This is a genomic window from Nonomuraea sp. CA-143628 (assembly GCF_050942315.1).
Taxonomy (GTDB): Bacteria; Actinomycetota; Actinomycetes; order Streptosporangiales; family Streptosporangiaceae; genus Nonomuraea.
The window spans coordinates 10,878,167-10,895,637 of sequence record NZ_CP192072.1; the positions used below are offsets into that span (position 1 = coordinate 10,878,167).

The 17,471-nt window shown below is 69.5% G+C and carries 11 protein-coding genes and 1 pseudogene; 9 read left to right on the forward strand and 3 right to left on the reverse strand.

Features of this window, described 5'->3' with window-relative positions:
• Positions 1 to 168 precede the first annotated feature (168 nt).
• On the forward strand, positions 169 to 480 hold the full coding sequence (locus ACQP2T_RS49350) for a hypothetical protein (RefSeq protein ID WP_433511722.1): 312 nt from the start codon (positions 169 to 171) through the stop codon (positions 478 to 480).
• 71 nt (positions 481 to 551) lie between these two features.
• Here ACQP2T_RS49350 and icmF read toward each other — a convergent pair whose 3' ends face one another.
• The 3 genes from icmF to ACQP2T_RS49365 form a co-directional block, all read right to left on the reverse strand.
• Positions 552 to 3,851, reverse strand: a complete 3,300-nt coding sequence (gene icmF, locus ACQP2T_RS49355; protein ID WP_433511723.1) for a fused isobutyryl-CoA mutase/GTPase IcmF — start codon at positions 3,849 to 3,851, stop codon at positions 552 to 554.
• Between the two features lie 141 nt (positions 3,852 to 3,992).
• Positions 3,993 to 4,883, reverse strand: coding sequence for a CHAP domain-containing protein (locus tag ACQP2T_RS49360; protein WP_433511724.1), 891 nt, complete (start codon positions 4,881 to 4,883; stop codon positions 3,993 to 3,995).
• A 191-nt stretch (positions 4,884 to 5,074) separates the two neighbouring features.
• Positions 5,075 to 5,845 (reverse strand): PP2C family protein-serine/threonine phosphatase, encoded by a 771-nt coding sequence (locus ACQP2T_RS49365; RefSeq protein WP_433511725.1) that lies wholly within the window; start codon positions 5,843 to 5,845, stop codon positions 5,075 to 5,077.
• 76 nt (positions 5,846 to 5,921) lie between these two features.
• Between ACQP2T_RS49365 and ACQP2T_RS49370 the strand changes: the two genes are divergently transcribed.
• The 8 genes and pseudogenes from ACQP2T_RS49370 to ACQP2T_RS49405 all read left to right on the forward strand — a co-directional run bounded on the left by ACQP2T_RS49370 (position 5,922) and on the right by ACQP2T_RS49405 (position 17,133).
• Positions 5,922 to 7,670 carry an HsdM family class I SAM-dependent methyltransferase gene (locus ACQP2T_RS49370; RefSeq protein ID WP_433511726.1) on the forward strand — a complete coding sequence of 583 codons (1,749 nt, stop codon included), beginning with the start codon at positions 5,922 to 5,924 and terminating at the stop codon, positions 7,668 to 7,670.
• 43 nt (positions 7,671 to 7,713) lie between these two features.
• Positions 7,714 to 8,604, forward strand: coding sequence for a serine/threonine-protein kinase (locus ACQP2T_RS49375; RefSeq protein ID WP_225290264.1), 891 nt, complete (start codon positions 7,714 to 7,716; stop codon positions 8,602 to 8,604).
• Positions 8,605 to 8,691: 87 nt separating this feature from the next.
• Complete coding sequence (locus ACQP2T_RS49380) at positions 8,692 to 11,547, forward strand: BTAD domain-containing putative transcriptional regulator (protein ID WP_433511727.1); 2,856 nt, start codon at positions 8,692 to 8,694, stop codon at positions 11,545 to 11,547.
• 122 nt (positions 11,548 to 11,669) lie between these two features.
• Positions 11,670 to 12,962, forward strand: coding sequence for an ABC transporter substrate-binding protein (locus ACQP2T_RS49385; protein ID WP_433511728.1), 1,293 nt, complete (start codon positions 11,670 to 11,672; stop codon positions 12,960 to 12,962).
• Complete coding sequence (locus ACQP2T_RS49390; protein WP_433511729.1) at positions 12,959 to 13,915, forward strand: carbohydrate ABC transporter permease; 957 nt, start codon at positions 12,959 to 12,961, stop codon at positions 13,913 to 13,915. Before ACQP2T_RS49385 ends, ACQP2T_RS49390 begins: the two co-directional genes overlap by 4 nt.
• On the forward strand, positions 13,912 to 14,715 hold the full coding sequence (locus ACQP2T_RS49395; protein WP_433511730.1) for a carbohydrate ABC transporter permease: 804 nt from the start codon (positions 13,912 to 13,914) through the stop codon (positions 14,713 to 14,715). The genes ACQP2T_RS49390 and ACQP2T_RS49395 overlap by 4 nt, the downstream gene beginning before the upstream one ends.
• Positions 14,712 to 16,081: pseudogene (locus tag ACQP2T_RS49400) on the forward strand (GH1 family beta-glucosidase). The gene ACQP2T_RS49395 and the pseudogene ACQP2T_RS49400 overlap by 4 nt, the downstream one beginning before the upstream one ends.
• A gap of 56 nt (positions 16,082 to 16,137) precedes the next feature.
• Entirely contained in the window at positions 16,138 to 17,133 is a 996-nt protein-coding gene (locus tag ACQP2T_RS49405; protein ID WP_433511731.1) for a LacI family DNA-binding transcriptional regulator, read from the forward strand.
• Positions 17,134 to 17,471: the final 338 nt, after the last annotated feature.

Sequence of the window (17,471 nt, forward strand, 5' to 3'; positions counted from 1 at the left end):
TACCTCCAGTTAGCGATAGTGCGCTGACCCGCAATCCTATCGACGCCCACGGGACCCCCACGGAACCTCAATAGATCATCAACAGCCCCTCAACGGACCCTCAACAGATCCTCAACAAGCGCGAACCTACCTTCCTCTCATCAAGTACATCGAGAGAGGAACACGACCATGAACATCACCCTCCGCAAGTCGGTCGCCGCTCTGGTCATCGCCGGCGCCGCGTCCGCCGGCCTGGTCGTCGCCGCCCCCGCACAGGCCAGCGCGCTGGGCAATGTCCCGTCCTGCGTGAGCGTCTGGCAGCAGACGGGCACCATCCGCAAGACCGGCTACGCCTACAACGGATGCGGCCGCTGGATGAACATGAAGATCGTCTGGGCGCACGCCGCCGACGGGAGCTGCCAGTCCGTGGCGCCGGGAGCGACCATCAAGTCGCGCATCGGCAGGGGCCCGGCCACGTTCGACGGCGCCAAGTACTGCTGACCCAGAACGTCGCACCAGGTCAGAACGTTGCGCCGGTTCAGACGTTCCGGTGGGTCAGATGTTGCGGCGGTTCAGACGTTGCGGCGGTACTGTCCCCCGGCCTCGAACAGCGCGTCCGTGATCTGGCCGAGCGAGCAGACGCGGGCCGCCTCCATCAACACCTCGAAGGCGTTGCCATCGGTCATGGCGACGTCCCGCAACCGGGCCAGCGCCACGGGGGCCTCGGCCCGGTTGCGGTCATGGAAGGCGTGCAGGCGGTCGAGCTGGGACCGCTTCTCCTCCTCCGTCCCCCTGGCGAGCTCCACCTTCTGCTCGTGGGGCTCGTCGCCGCGCGGGTTGCGGAAGGTGTTGACGCCGATGATGGGCAGCGAGCCGTCGTGCTTGCGCGACTCGTACAGCATCGACTCGTCCTGGATCCTGCCCCGCTGGTAGCCGGTCTCCATGGCGCCCAGCACGCCGCCCCGGTCCGACAGCCGCTCGAACTCCTGCAGCACCGCCTCCTCCACCAGGTCGGTGAGCTCGTCGATGATGAACGAGCCCTGGAGCGGGTTCTCGTTGCGGGCCAGGCCCCACTCGCGGTTGATGATGAGCTGGATCGCCATCGCCCGGCGTACCGAGTCGGCCGACGGCGTGGTCACGGCCTCGTCGAAGGCGTTGGTGTGCAGGCTGTTGCAGTTGTCGTAGATGGCGATCAGCGCCTGCAGCGTGGTGCGGATGTCGTTGAAGTCCATCTCCTGCGCGTGCAGGGACCGGCCCGAGGTCTGGATGTGGTACTTCAGCTTCTGCGAGCGCTCCGCCGCGCCGTACTTCTCCCGCATCGCCACCGCCCAGACGCGGCGGGCCACCCGCCCGAGCACGCTGTACTCGGGGTCCATGCCGTTCGAGAAGAAGAACGACAGGTTCGGCGCGAAGTCGTCGATCCGCATCCCCCTCGCCAGGTACGCCTCCACATAGGTGAAGCCGTTGGCCAGGGTGAAGGCGAGCTGGCTGATCGGATTGGCCCCGGCCTCGGCGATGTGGTAGCCGGAGATCGACACCGAGTAGAAGTTGCGGACGCTGTTCTGGGTGAACCACTGCTGGATGTCGGCCATCATCCGCAACGAGAACTCCGTGGAGAAGATGCAGGTGTTCTGGCCCTGGTCCTCCTTGAGGATGTCCGCCTGCACGGTCCCCCTGACGGTGGCGAGGGTCCGCGCGCGCAGCTCGCGCTCCTCCTCCGCGGTCGGCCGACGCCCGTGTTCGGTCTCGAACCGGTCGAGGGTCTGGTCGATCGCGGCATTGAGGAAGAAGGCGAGGATCGTCGGGGCCGGGCCGTTGATCGTCATCGACACCGAGGTGCTGGGGCTCGTCAGGTCGAACCCGTCGTAGAGCACCTTCATGTCGTCCAGCGTCGCGATGGACACGCCCGACGTACCTACCTTGCCGTAGATGTCGGGCCGCAGGTCAGGGTCGTGCCCGTACAGGGTCACCGAGTCGAACGCGGTGGACAGCCTCGTCGCGGGCTGGCCCTCGGACAGCAGCTTGAAGCGCCTGTTGGTGCGGAACGGGTCGCCCTCTCCGGCGAACATCCTGGTGGGGTCCTCGTCGTCCCGCTTGAACGCGAACACACCGGCGGTGAACGGGAACCGGCCCGGCAGGTTCTCACCGCGCAGGAACCTGAGGAGCTCGCCGTGGTCGGTGTAGCGGGGCAGGGCCACGCGGGGGATGCGGTTGCCCGAGAGGGTCTCGCGCCAGAGGGGGGTGTGGATCTCCCGGTCGCGTACCTTCACGACCAGTTCGTCGGCGGAGTACTGCTCCCTGGTGGCGGGCCAGTCGTCGAGGAGCGCGCGGCTCTCGTCGCTCAGCTCCCGCTCGGTCGTGGCCGCGAGCTCGGCCAGCCTGTCCTCGGTCCGGCCCGGGTCGAGGCGACCGCCGGGCCTAGCGTCGGCGCTGTCGCCCGTACCCACGGCGCCGACGCCTGTACCGGCGGCACCGTCGCTCAGGAGGGCTTGGACGGCCGTGAGCTGCTGGCGGCGGCGAGCCACCTCCGCCTGGGCGAGCGTCTCCGCGTGATAGTCGCGGACGGTCTCGGCGATCTCGGCCAGGTAGCGGACGCGCGCCGGGGGGACGATCGCGGCGGCCACCTGGGACGTACGGCCGCGCACCGGTGCCAGCAGGCCCGGCCCGGCCCGCAGGCCCTTGTCCGCCAGCACCGCCTTCAGGTGGTGATAGAGCGCCGTGACACCGGCGTCGTTGTAGCGGGCGGCGATCGTGCCGAACACCGGCATGTCGTCGGGCGCCACCCCGAAGGCCGCGCGGTTGCGCACCATCTGGCGGCGGACGTCGCGCAGGGCGTCCTCGGCACCGCGCCGCTCGTACTTGTTGATCACGACGGCCTCGGCGAAGTCGAGCATGTCGATCTTCTCCAGCTGGGAGGCCGCGCCGAACTCCGGGGTCATGACATAGATGGGCACGTCCACGTGCGGCACGATCCCGGCGTCACCCTGCCCGATGCCCGGGGTCTCCACGATGACCAGGTCGTATCCGGCGGCCCGGCAGGCGGCGACCACGTCGTCGAGGCAGACGGGGACCTCGTTGGCGGCGCCCCTCGTGGCCAGTGAGCGGAAGTAGGTCTGCGGGCCGAGGCTGTTCATGCGGATGCGGTCGCCGAGCAGCGCTCCCCCGCCGCGCCTGCGGGTCGGGTCGATCGCGATGATGGCGACGCGCAGCTTGTCGTCGTTGTCCACCCGCAGGCGGTGCACGAGCTCGTCGGTGAGCGAGGACTTCCCGGAACCGCCCGTACCGGTGATGCCGAGCACGGGAGCGCGGTTGTCGCCCGAGCCGGGACCGGCGCGCAGGCCGTCCAGGAGCCCGGCCGGGGCGCGGCCCGACTCGATCAGGGTGATCGCCCTGGCCAGGGCCGCCTGGTCGCCGGAGCCGACGGCCTCGACCGAGGGAACGCCGTCCAGCTCGACGTCGCACTCCTCGATCAGCTTGTTGATCATGCCGGGCAGGCCGTACCGCTGGCCGTCCTCCGGCGAGAAGATGCGGGTGACGCCGCGGGAGTGCAGCAGGTCGATCTCGTCCTGGACAATGACGCCGCCGCCACCGCCGTAGACCTTCACGTGCCCGGCGCCGCGCTCGCGCAGCAGATCCACCAGGTAGCTGAAGAACTCCACGTGGCCGCCCTGGTAGGAGCTGATCGCCACACCCTGGACGTCCTCCTGGACGGCGGCGGTGACGATCTCGTCCACCGATCGGTTGTGCCCGAGATGGATGACCTCCGCCCCCTGCGACTGGAGGATCCGCCGCATGATGTTGATCGCCGCGTCATGGCCGTCGAACAGCGCCGCGGCCGTCACGAAACGGACAGGGTTCGCCGGAACGTGCACGCCTGATCACTCCTTTGTGAGGGGTCCCTTAACAAGATACTAGGACGTCCTACTAAATCCCAAGGCGTCAGGCGGGTAGCGATCCGGCATGCGAACAGGGCCAGGTTCTGGTTTCGGGAGGTCGTCAGCGATCTGTGCTGGTCAGGGCCGCTCGTACGGATTGCGGCGGGTGGTGGAACGATGGGCGGCCACGAGAGTTCTGGCCGGAGCGGGAGTCTCGTCCGGGTCGGGCGGACCACCCACCCGGACCGGCTCGGGCGGCGCCTCCGCGTAGCTGGCGGACCTCGTCTTCTTCCCGACGGCCTTCTTCTCGACGGCCTTCTTCTCGACGGCCTTCTTCTCGACAGCCTTCTTCTCGACAGTCGTCTTTCCGACGGCGGCAGCACGCGTCTCCGGCTTGCCGACGGCGGCACGCGTCTCCACCTTGACGTGGCTGCCGCGGCGGCGGCCCGCGAGACGTAAGGAGACCACGACCGTGGTGAGCACCATCATGGTGAGCAGGGCCAGCGGAGACCCCAGGACGTCCATCGGCGATCCCTGTGACACCGGCACCGGCTGGCGGGCCAGCGGCTGCTCGGTGGTCCGGATCTCGTTCAGCGTGGCGTTGGCCTTCACCAGGCGGGGTAAGCCGTAGCCCACGACCTTGTCCGTGTCACGGAACTTGCGCTTGAGCCAGACGCGGTCGACGTTGGCCTCGATCGTGTGGATCTTCTTGCCGTCGACCCGCTCCACGATGCCGACGTGGTCGATGCCCTTGTAGCTCTTGCCGCCGCCCCAGTCGTAGAAGACCAGGGCTCCGGGCTCGGGCTGCTGGGACCAGGCGCGCTGCTTGATGAACCAGGACGCGTGCGAGGGGGTCCAGGCGAACTGGCCGACGTAGTCACCGATTCCGGCCTTGTCGGCCGCCCAGGCGATGAACATGTCGCACCACGGCGCGTCCCGGTATTGCGGGTCCTTGACGCGATCCGCGTACCACTGCCCGAACTTGGTGAGCTGGCCGCCCTTCTCGCGGTAGCCGACTTCCCCACGCACCTCTTTCAGCAGATTTTCCGCGATCGGGTCCAGAGCCCACTCCTCCCAGAAAAACCGGCAGATCAGGATGGACTGTAATAGCGCTGTCCCATTTGTGCGCCGAACAATGGGAAAGTGTCAACCTATGAGCCGAAATTTCGGCTATGTGGCTGATGTGACTCCTGAGACTCCGTACTCAAGTGAGATCGTTTTCAGGCTCCCGCGCCCACCCGGAAGATCTGCTCGTCGCCCGCGCCCGGCGCCACCACGTCGGCGACGATCACGGTCACGTTGTCAGGGGAGCCGCCCTCGTTGGCCAGGTCGATCAACCGCTGGACGGCCGCCGCCGGGTCTGTCACCGTGGTCAGCACCTCGTGCAGGACCTCGGGCCCGAGCACGGTCGTCAGCCCGTCCGAACAGAGGAGGTAGCGATCATCCGGCTCGGACTCGCGCAGCGCCATGTCGGGCTCCGCCCTGCCCTCGCTGCCCAGCACGCGCAGCACCATCGATCGGCGCGGGTGCACGGCCGCTTGATCCTCTGTTATCCGTCCTTCGTCCACCATGGACTGCACAAGTGTGTGATCCTTGGTCATCTGGTAGAGAGCACCATCGCGCAGCAGGTATCCGCGGGAGTCACCAAGATGAGCAAGGGCGAACCGGTAACCGTCCCACAGCATGGCGGTCACGGTGGTCCCCATCCCCCTGCGCGCGGGGTCGATGTCGGCCAGCTCCACCAGCCTGCGGGCCGCCTCGTGCACGCCGCCCTCCAGGGCCGCCTCCAGGTCCGAGCCCGTCTCGGGAAGCGTGGCATCCAGCTCGCGCATGACTGCGATCGCGGCCGAGCTCGCCAGCTCGCCGGCCGCGTGTCCGCCCATCCCGTCGGCCACCACGAGCAATCGGCCACTCGCGTAGCCGGAATCCTCGTTCTGCTCCCTGCGGCGGCCCACGTCTGATCCGGCGGCATAGCGGATGTTGTGCTTCATACCCAGCAGTAAATCATTGGTTGAAAGACTTCACAAGCAGATGCACTGAAGACTCTTGTGAACTACTGTGGGCTCCATGACCCACGACCCGACCGTGAACGCCGGGGACATAGCCCGGCTCGCCGGTGTCGGGCGGGCCGCGGTGAGCAACTGGCGCCGCCGCCACGACGACTTCCCGCTGCCCATTGGCGGCACCGCCAATCAACCGTTGTTCTCGCTGCGCCAGGTCGAGTCATGGTTGCGGCGCTATGGGAAGTCCTACCAGGTCTCGCTGGGTGATCGCGTGTGGCAACGCCTGAAAGCCGCCGGCGATTTGCGGCTGGGCGAGTTGGTCGCGCAGGCCGGGCTGCTGCTGACCACGGGCGAGAGCAAGCTGGAGCCCGAGCTGGCCGGGCTGGTGTCCGAGCTGGCCGAGCAGCACGATCCCCTCACCGCCTACGAATTCCTCTGTGAGCGCTACCTGGAGGCGCATTCCAGGCAGCTGTCCGTCACGCGTGACGACGTGGCCGAGCTGATGGTCGGGCTGGTCCACGCCGACGACGCGACGATCCTCGACCCGGCCTGCGGCGTCGGCACGCTCCTGCTCAACTCCGGGGCGGTCAAGGTGCTCGGCCAGGACCTCAGCGAGACCTCGGCGGCCATCACCGCCGCGCGGCTGCGGCTGCGCGGCGCCGAGGCGGAGGTCGTGTCCGGCGACTCGATGCGCCACGACGGCTTCGCCGGTGTGAAGGCCGACGCGGTCGTCTGCGACCCGCCGTTCAACGAGCGGGCCTGGGGCTACGAGGAGCTGACCGGCGACCCCCGATGGGAGTACGGCCTGCCGCCGCGCGGGGAGCCGGAGCTGGCCTGGGTCCAGCACTGCCTCACCCACGTCAGGCCCGGCGGCATGGTGGCCGTGCTGATGCCCCCGGCCGCGGCCAGCCGTAAGGCGGGGCGGCGGATCCGGGCCAACCTGCTGCGCGCCGGCGCCCTGCGCGCCGTGATCGCGCTGACCGGCTCCGACCTGTGGCTGCTGCGCCGCCCGGCGGCGGGCGAGCGCCCGCCGTCCGACGTGCTGATCGTCGACGCCACGGCCGACCTGTCCGTCGTCGATCCCGCGTGGCGGGCCTACCTCGACGAGCGCTCTGACCAGACCGTACGCATCATCGACCTGCTGGCCGATGAGGTGGACATGACCCCGGCCCGCCACCAGCGCCGCGACGACCTCGGCCGGGCCTTCACCGAGGCGCGCGACCGGTTCCTGGCCGCGGCGGCCACCCCGCCCGATCTCAAGGTGCTCGACGAGCCGCTCGACCAGCCCGTCACCACGGTCGGCGACCTGATCAAGGAGGGTCTGCTGACCACGCTGCAGGCGCCGCCCAAGATGGCGACCGGCGGCGGCGACCTGCCGATGCTCACCGCCGACGACGTGACCGGCGGCGGCGCCGCCTCCGGCCGGGCTCCTGCGCAGCAGGGGCTCGTCCCGATCCAGCCGGGCGACGTGGTGGCGTCCTATTCCAGCGTGCGGGTGATGACCGAGGGCGGCTGCGTGCTCGGCCCGCATCTGACGCTCTACCGGGTCGACGCGCGCCGGCTCGACCCCGACTTCCTGGCCGGCCACCTGCGGGCCGCCGGCGGGCGCGCGACCACCGGCTCCAGCCGCTTCGACGTGCGCCGCACCCGCCTGCCCCGCCTGTCGCTCAAGGACCAGAAGTCCTACGGCGAAGCCTTCCGGCAGCTGGCGGTGCTCGAAGACGCCTTGCGTGAGACCTCGGCCCTCGGCCAGGCGCTGATCCGGCTCGGCCTCGACGGCCTGACCGACGGCCACCTGCGTCCGCAGTCCTGACGGTGTAGCTTTTTCCGGGAAAAGGCGGGGCTGGGAGGGGCAAATGGTCATCGGTGACCGCTATGTGCTCGACCATCTCCCGCTCGGTCAGGGCGGCATGGGCGCCGTCTACGCAGGTCATGATCGCCACCTCGATCGCCGGGTGGCGGTGAAGCTGCTCCACCTGCCGGGCGGCCCCGACGAGGAGCTCGAACGCCGCTTCATCCGCGAAGCCCGCATCCTGGCCCGGCTGGAGCATCCGGGCGCGCCGGTGCTCTACGACTTCGGCGCCCATGAGCAGCGTCTCTACCAGGTGATGCAGTTCATCGAGGGCGTCACGGTGGCCGACGTGGTCAGCGAGCACGGCCCGCTGCCCGTGCCATGGGCGGCCGCCATCGCGGCACAGGCGTGCGCGGTCCTGTCGGCCGCCCACGCCCTGTCGATCTGCCATCGCGACCTCAAGCCGACCAACCTGATGCTCTGCCCCGACGGCAGCGTGAAGGTGCTGGACTTCGGCCTGGCCCTGCTTCGCGACGCCGACGTCACCACGTTCACCAGGATCGGCCAGATCCTCGGCACGCCCGCGTACATGGCTCCCGAGCAGATCCAGCACGGGGTCGCCGAGCCGCGCAGCGACCTCTACGCGCTCGGCTGCGTGCTGCACGAGATGCTGACGGGGCGGCAGCTGTTCACCGGGCCGACCGACTACGTGGTCTTCGAGAAGCAGGTCAAGGAACGCCCGCCCGCGATCCCTGGCCTGCCGGACGCGCTGGGCGCGCTGCTGGCCGGGTTGCTGGAGAAGACGCCGGCCAACCGTCCCGCCGACGCCGACACGCTGTACGAGCGGCTGGAACCGTTCGCCGTCGGGCTGCCGATGCTGCCCGGCTTCCTGGCCAGGTCGCCGAGTCCGGGCCGGATGTACGCGCGGATGGTCGGCCGCGTCCTTAGTGGCTAACCGAAATCCTCTGCTCGTTCATGGGAAGAAATCTGTTAAGTCACCATACAATCGCCACAAAATGGTTACAGCAGGGAGCGGAGCCCGTTGGCTGATGCCATCTTCGGCGTCCTCGGTCCCGTTCGCGCACGTCACGCGACCGGGCGCCACATCCGTCTGAGCGGCAGGCAGCGCGCCGTGCTGGCCACCGTGCTGCTCAACGTCAACACGACCGTCTCCCGTGACCGCCTCATAGCCGCCGTCTGGGATGATCCGCCGCCGTCCGCCGTGGCCAACCTCCAGACGTACGTGGCCCAGTTGCGCAGGGCGCTGCAGCCGGAGGCCCGGCTGCACACCAGCGGAGCGGGATACCTCTTCGAGGCCGCGCCCGACGAGCTCGACCTGCTCCTGTTCGAGGACGAGGTACGGCGGGCCCGGGTCGAATCCGATCCCGCGTCGGCCGCCCGGCGACTGGAGCACGCCCTGGCCCTGTGGCGCGGCCGGCCCGCCGAGGACGCCTCGCTGGGCAACGCCATGACCCCCCGGCTGACCGAGCTGGAGGAGCGGCTGGCCGACGTCCGCGCCGACTGGGCCGACCTGCGACTCCAGCTGGGCATGCACGATGAGGTGATCGGCGCGTTACGCGTGTTCGTGGCCGAGCAGCCGCTGCGCGAGCGGGCCTGGCAGCAGCTCATGCTGGCGCTGGCGCGCTCCGGCCGCCGGGCCGAGGCGCTGGAGACCTACCGGCAGGCCCGCGAGACGCTGGTCACCGAGCTGGGCATCGAGCCCGGGCCCGAGCTGCGGCTGCTCCAGGCCGCCATCCTGTCCGGCACGCCGTCCGCGAACAGACCGGAGCAGCGGGGCGCGATCTGCCAGCTGCCGGCCGACATCGCCGACTTCGTGGGCCGGTCCGAGGAACTGACCACCATCACCACACTCCTGCGCCCCGAGATCACGCCCACCGCCCTCCCGATCGTCACCGTCACAGGGCCTCCGGGAGTCGGCAAGAGCACCCTGGCCGTGCGTGCCGCGCACCTGCTGCGCGAGGACTTCCCCGACGGCCAGCTCTACCTGCGGCTCTCCGGCGCCTCACCGGCGCCGCAGGAGCCCGGCGCGCTGCTGGCGGAGTTGCTGCGGGCCCTGCGCGTCGAGGGCGACTCGATCCCCGACACGGTGGCCGAGCGGGCCGCGCTCTACCGGTCGCTGCTCGCCGACAAGGCCGTGCTCGTGGTGCTCGACGACGCCGCCGACGGGCTCCAGGTGGCGCCGCTGCTCCCGGGTACGCCGCGCTGCGCCGTACTGGTGACGAGCAGGGGCCCGCTCATCGCGCTGCCCGGCGCGGTCGCGGTCTCGCTGGGCGTGCCACCGGAGCGCGAGGCCCGGGAGCTGCTGGAGAGCGTGGCGGGCGGCTCGCGCGTACGGGACGAACCCGACGCGGCGCGGGCCATCCTGCACGCCTGCGGGCGGCTGCCGCTGGCCGTCAGGATCGCCGGCGCCCGGCTGGCCGCCAGGCCCGCCTGGTCGCTGAAGGACCTCGCCAAGCGACTGGCCGTCACCGGGGCGCCGCTCGACGAGCTGTCGCTCGGCGCCCAGAACGTGCGGGCCCACTTCGTGGCGAGTTACGAGGTGCTGTCCGCGCCCGCGCGGCGCGCCTTCCGCCTGCTGGGGCTGGCCGGGCTGGAGAGCGCCGCGGACTGGAGCGTGGCGGCGCTGATGGGCGTACCGCGGCGCGAGGCGGAGTCCGCGGTCGAGACGCTGGCGCTGGCCGGGCTGGTCACGGCGAACGAGGTGGACGAGAGCGGCCAGCCCCGCTACCGCATGCACGACCTGCTGCGCGCCTTCGCCCGCGAGCGCGCGGAGGCGGAGGAGAGCCCGGCCGGACGGGCCGGCGCGCTCCTGGGATTCGTCGAGGAGTGCCTGGCCCGATTACGCGCGGCGGCGCTGGAGTACCCCCCGCCCATGAGGCCGCCCATGGACAGCGTGCCGCCGCCTGTGGAGTCCGCGCGGGTGGACGGCGGCTGGCAGCGGGCGTGGCTGCACGCCGAGCGCAAGACGCTGGCCGACGCCGTCGCGCTGGCCGAGCCCGTCACCGCCGCCGAGCTCGCCCAGCGGCTGGCGCCGTTCCTCGTGGCGCACGGCTTCTTCGCCGAGGCGATCGGCTTACTGGAGAACGTCGCCGAACGGACCGGCGACACCCATACGACCATGCTGATCCGCCTGGTCAGAGCCGACATCCTCACCGACCGCCGCCGGACCGCGCTGGCCGAGCCCGAGCTGCGGCTGCTGATCGACTACTTCGAGGGCGCGGGCGACCGGCACGCGGTCGCGTACGCGCTGGCCACCCTGGCCATCTGCGAGCTGATCTCCGGCCGGCACGAAAGCGCTCTCACGCTGGTCACCCGCTCCTTGCCGCTGTTCGAGGCGTACGGGGACACCAACGGGCTGATCAGCGCGCTGGTCACGACCTCCGGGATCCACCTCGACCGGGCCGAGTACGACCTGGCGATAGCGACCTGCCGGCGCGGCCTGGAGCTGGCGGCCGACCCGCGCTTCGCCGACTTCGCGATCAGATTCCGCCGCGTGCTCGGCATCGCGCACTTCGAGCTGGGCGAGGTCGAGACCGCGATCGGGCACTACGAGGCGAGCATCGAGGCCAGCCGTGAGCTGGGCTGGGGCACCGGCGAGCGGATGGCGCTGCGCAGGCTCGGCCAGGCGTACTCCGAGCTGGGCCGGTACGAGCTCGCCGCCACCACGCTCGACCGGTGCGCCGCCATGTTCGCTCAGGCGGGCGACGGCCATGGCCAGGGGATGACGTTCTACGCGCGGGGCGAGGTCAGTCTGAAGCAGGGCCGGCCCGACGAAGCGCTGCACTACTTCCGGCTCTGTCTCGACCTGGTCGAGGAGCCGATCTGGCGGACGAGGGCGGCCGAGATGGTCGAGCGACTGCGCCGCGACCCGGCCTGAACGCGCTCTCTCGACAACACGGATCGTTACCTAACTACCGTTGACAGTCCCGCGCTATGGCCACGAATCTGGCGAGAGAGCGCTCTCTCATGCAAAGTCACCCCCGAATTCTGGAGGGCTCCATGACCCCCCGCTTCCGGCAGCTCGCCGTACCCTTGCTCACCGCGTCCCTGCTCGCCCTGGCATCGGCGTGCGGAGGCGGCGCGAGCGATACCACCAACGCGGCGGCCCCACCCACGGAAAAGGTCAAGCTGACCGTCTCCCTCTTCGGCGACTTCGGCTTCAAGCCGCTCTACGAGGAGTACAAGAAGACCCACCCGAACATCGAGATCGCCGAGAACGTCACCCAGTTCAACGACCACCACAACAACCTGGTCAAGCGGCTGGCCACGAACGCGGGCGCGGGTGACGTCGAGGCCGTCGAGGTGGGCTACATCAGCACGTTCACCGCTCTGCCCGGCAAGTTCGTCGACCTCAAGCAGTACGGGCTGGACAAGCGGCAGAGCGACTACCTCGACTGGAAATGGCAGCAGGGCTTGAGCAAGGACGGGCAGCAGGTGCTGGGGCTCGGCACCGACGTGGGCGGCCTGGCCATGTGCTACCGCAAGGACCTGTTCAAGAAGGCCGGGCTGCCGACCGACCGTACCGAGGTGGGCGGGCTCTGGCCGACCTGGGAGCAGTACATCGAGACCGGCAAGAAGTTCGCGGCGGCGAACGTGGCGGGCACCAAGTTCGTGGACAGCCCCGGTGAGATCTTCCGCGCCATGGTCAACCAGGCGCCGGTCGGCCTCTACGACGCCCAGGACCAGCTCATCGTCGGCACGAACGCCGAGGTGAAGAAGGCGTGGGACCTGTCCAACCAGCTCACCCAGAACGGGCTCACCGCCAAGCTCGCGGCCTTCTCACCGCCGTGGAACACCGGCTTCGCCAAGGGATCGTTCGCCACGATCATCTGCCCGGCGTGGATGACCGGGTTCATCCAGGAGCAGGCCAAGGACGCGACCGGCAAGTGGGACATCGCTCCCGTACCCGGCGGTTCGGGCAACAGCGGCGGGTCTCACCTGATGGTCCCCAAGCAGAGCAAGCACCCCAAGGAGGCGGCCGAGCTGATCGACTTCCTCACCTCGAAGGACAACCAGGCCAAGGTGTTCAAGGAGGAGGGCACGTTCCCGTCGATCCCGGCGCTCTATGACGACCCATCGATCCAGAACTTCACCAAGCCGTTCTTCGGTGACGCGCCGATCGGCAAGATCTACTCCGAAGCCGCCAAGTCCCTCAAGCCCCAGCACCTCGGCCCGAAGGAGGCCGACGTCCGCGTGGTGATCGGGGACGGGCTCGGCCGGGTGGAGCAGGGCAAGCAGACCCCCGACCAGGCGTGGGCCCAGGTGCTCGAGGACGTCAAGAAGATCAAATGAGCTCCCTTCCGCTCACCGTCGCCAGGCGGCGCGGGCGAAGCGTGCGGCACACCCTCGACGTGAGGGTGTCGCCGTACGCCTACGTCGCGCCCTTCTTCCTGCTGTTCTGTGCCTTCGGGCTGTTCCCCCTCGCCTACACGGCCTGGGTGAGCCTGCACGACTGGACCTTGCTGTCCGAGGAGCACACGTTCGTCGGGCTGAAGAACTTCGGCACGCTGCTGGCCGACGGCTACTTCTGGAACGCGACGTTCAACACGCTGTCCATCGGGGTGCTGTCGACCGTGCCGCAGCTGTTGCTGGCCATCTGGCTGGCGCACCTGCTGAACCGGCGGCTGCGGCTGCAGACGCTGTTCAGGATCTCGCTGCTGCTGCCCAACGTCACCAGCGTGGTGGCCGTCGTGGTGATCTTCAGCCAGCTGTTCGGCCGGGACTTCGGGATGATCAACTGGGTGCTGTCCTGGTTCGGGGCCGGCCGCGTCGACTGGGCGGCGGGCACGGCGACCTCGCACATCGCGCTGTCCACGATGATCATGTGGCGCTGGACCGGCTACAACGCGCTGATCTTCCTCGCCGCGATGCAGGCCGTACCACGCGACCTGTACGAGGCCGCCACCCTCGACGGAGCGTCCGGTTTCACCCAGCTCCGCAAGATCACCATCCCGATGATCCGGCCCACGATCATCTTCGTCGTCATCGTCTCCACGATCGGCGCGATGCAGATCATCGCCGAGCCGCTGCTGTTCGGGGCGAGCAGCGGGGCCGGGGGCGGCGCCGCCAGCGGCGGGCCCGACCGGCAGTACCAGACGCTGGCGCTGTTCGTGTACGAGCAGGGGTTCACCAAGTTCGACTTCGGTTACGCCTCGGCGGCGTCCTGGCTGATGTTCCTGGCCGTGGTGGTCGTGGCGGGCGTGAACTACCTGCTGACCCGGCGGGTGAAGGGCGGGCTGGTATGAGGTTGCGCTATCTGACCTTGACCGCCGTGGCCTTCTTCTCGGCGTTCCCGCTCTACTACAGCGTGGTCGTGGCCTCCCGGCACAACTCGGCGCTGGCCGAGGTGCCGCCGCCGCTGCTGCCCGGCGGGAACTTCTTCGCCAACGTGGCCAGGGTCTTCGACACCGTGCCCTTCGGGCTCGCGCTGGCGAACTCGGTCATCGTGGCGGGGTCGATCTCGCTGGCGGTGATGTTCTTCTCGACGCTGGCCGGGTTCGCCTTCGCCAAGCTGCGCTTCCGGGGCAAGAACATCATGCTGCTGGTCACGGTCGCGACCATGATGGTGCCGACGCAACTGGGCATCATCCCGCTGTACCTGCTCATGGTGAAACTCGATTGGACCGGGACCAACTACGCACTGATCGTGCCGGCCCTGGTCAACGCCTTCGGCGTGTTCTTCATGACGCAGTACCTGTCCAGAGCCCTGCCGACCGAGTTGCTGGAGGCGGGCCGGGTGGACGGGTGCACGACGTGGGGCCTGTTCTGGCACGTCGTGCTGCCCGTCGCGCGGCCCGCGGCGGCGGTGCTCGGCATGCTGACGTTCATGTCGGCCTGGAACGACTACTTCTGGCCGCTGGTCGTCCTGACCCCGGACAACCCGACGGTGCAGGTCGCCCTGTCGACACTGGCCAGCGGGTACGTCAACGACTACGTCCTGGGACTGGCCGGCACCGCGGTGGGAACCCTGCCGCTGGTGGCCGTCTTCGCCCTGTTCGGTAAGCAGATCATCGGCGGAATCATGCAAGGAGCTGTCAAGGGATGATTTTCCCGGAGAACTTCGTCTGGGGTGCCGCCACCGCCTCGTACCAGATCGAGGGGGCGGTGAAGGAGGACGGGCGCGGCCAGTCGATCTGGGACACCTTCTCCCACGCCCCCGGGAACGTGGCGGACGGCGACACCGGGGACGTGGCCTGTGACCATTACCATCGGTATCGCGATGACGTCTCGCTGATGCGGGAGCTGGGGCTGGAGGCCTACCGGTTCTCGATCGCGTGGCCGCGGATCCAGCCCGACGGGCGGGGGAAGGCCAATCCTCAGGGGCTCGGGTTCTACTCCCGGCTGGTGGATTCGCTGCTCGACGCCGGTATTTCGCCGTACGTCACGCTTTATCACTGGGATCTGCCGCAGGCGCTTGAGGATGCAGGCGGATGGACAAACCGGGATATTTCATATTATTTCGCCGAATATGCCGCAGCCGTACACGAGAAGCTGGGAGACCGCGTCGCCCACTGGACCACCCTGAACGAGCCGTGGGTCGCCGCCTACCTCGGCTACGGCAACGGCGTGCACGCGCCCGGCCGCAGGCGGGCGGCGGACGCCATGCGCTCGGCCCACCACCTGCTCCTGGGCCACGGCCTGGCCGCCCGGCGGCTGCGCTCGCTGGGCGCCGAGAACATCATGCTCGTCGTCAACTCCGCCCCGGTGCTCACCCCCGCCCAGGTCAACGACCCGCAGGCGACCCCGGACGCGGCCGACGCCGCCGCCGTACACCGGATCCACACGCTGCTGACCAGGCAGTTCCTCGACCCGGCGGTCCACGGCGGCTATCCCGCCGAGGTCCTGGACGCGGCCGCCCGCAACGGCGGCACCGGCCACATCCTCGACGGCGACCTGGAGATCATCAACGCCCCGATCGACCAGATCGGGATCAACTACTACAACCCCTGCGTCGTGGAAGCGGGCCCCGGCTCCCCCGCCGACCCCGCGTGGCCGGGCTCGGAGGACGTACGCTTCAGCACCGCCGACGCGCCCACCACCGCGATGGGCTGGCCCATCGTGCCGAACGGCCTGTCCAGGCTGCTGGTACGGCTCTCGCGGGACTACCCGGGGGTCGGCCTGATGGTCACCGAAACGGCGCGGCCTTCGACGACGTCCTGGCGGACGGCCGGGTACACGACACCGACCGGATCGCCTACCTGGACGGACACCTGCGCGAGGTACACCGGGCCATCGCGGCGGGGGCCGATCTTCGGGGCTATCTGGTGTGGTCGCTGCTGGACAACTTCGAGTGGGCGGAGGGGTATCGGCGCAGGTTCGGGATCGTGCACGTGGATTACGGGACGCTGGCTCGGGTGCCCAAGGACAGTGCGCTGTGGTATCGGGACGTGATCGCCAGGAACGGCCTGTAGATTCCTTCCGTGCTCTCCCACATGGCGAACTCTCGCGCCGAGACGGTGGTGTGGCCGTGAGGCGGCCGACGCTGGAGGCGGTCGCCGCCCGCGCGGGGGTCTCGCGCGCCACCGCGTCCCGGGTCGTCAACGGGCAGACGACGGTGGCGCCGGACATCCGCGACGCCGTCCTGCGCGCCATCGACGAACTGGGCTACCTGCCCAACCCGGCGGCGCGCAGCCTGGTCACCCAGCGCACCGACTCCGTCGCGCTGGTCGTCTCCGAACCACCGACCAGGGTGTTCTCGGAGGACCCGCTGTTCGCCACAGCCATCCGCTCGGCCAGCGTCGAACTGGAGGCGGCCGACAAACAGGTCGTCCTCATGCTCGCCTCCTCCCCCAAGAGCCACTCGCGGGTGGAGCGCTACATCGCGGGCGGCCACGTGGACGGCGTCATGCTCATCTCCATGCACGGCGCCGACCCCCTCCCCACCGCACTGTCCCGCCTGCGCGTCCCGGTCGTCTCGTACGGCAGACCCGCCGTACCCGTCAACATCCCGTACGTCGACAACGACAACGTCGGCGGCGCCGAGGCGGCGGTCCGCCACCTGGTGGAGGCGGGCAGACGCCGAATCGCCACGATCGCCGGACCCCAGGACATGATCGGCGGTCAGGACCGCCTCACGGGCTACCGCAACATCCTGCGCGACTCCGACCGCCGCTCCATCGTCGCGGTGGGCGACTTCACCCGGCAGTCCGGCGCGGTGGCCATGCGCCAGTTGCTGGGCGACGACCCGAGTCTGGACGCCGTCTTTGTAGCGAACGACCTGATGGCGGTGGGCGCCCTGCAGTCACTCCGGCTGGCCGGACGACGGGTGCCGGACGACGTGGCGGTGGTGGGCTTCGACGACATAGAGGCCGCCAAGTACACCGAACCCCCACTGACCACGGTGCGCCACCCGGTGCCCGAACAGGCGGCGGCCATGGTGCGATTGCTGCTGGGCTTGTTCACAGGCGGCTCCGCCGAGCCCATCATCCTGCCCACCGAACTGGTCGTCCGCGAATCCGCCTGAAAGCAACGACCTCCCCTACGGGTCGGGCTGTGTTGCCGGGGGCTGACGCCCCCATTTACAAGCGCGGTCCTCGCTCTTCGCTCGGGCTGTTTTCCTAGGGGGCTTCGCCATTCGGCGGGGGCCTGCCGGCCCCCGCGGCCCCCGGCGGTTGACCACTTCCATGAGGGACTTTGATGACCCATGTCCCGAATGAGGCAATCTCGAGTCGAGTTCCCAGGCGAATGGCGCTCGCACCTGGTGAGTTCAGGCCGGGGCCGCGCCGGACGGCTCAGCGCGGCCCCGACTCGCCCGGAGACTGCGCTCCACCGGACGTATTGGTGGCGGCCCCGCGATGTCCC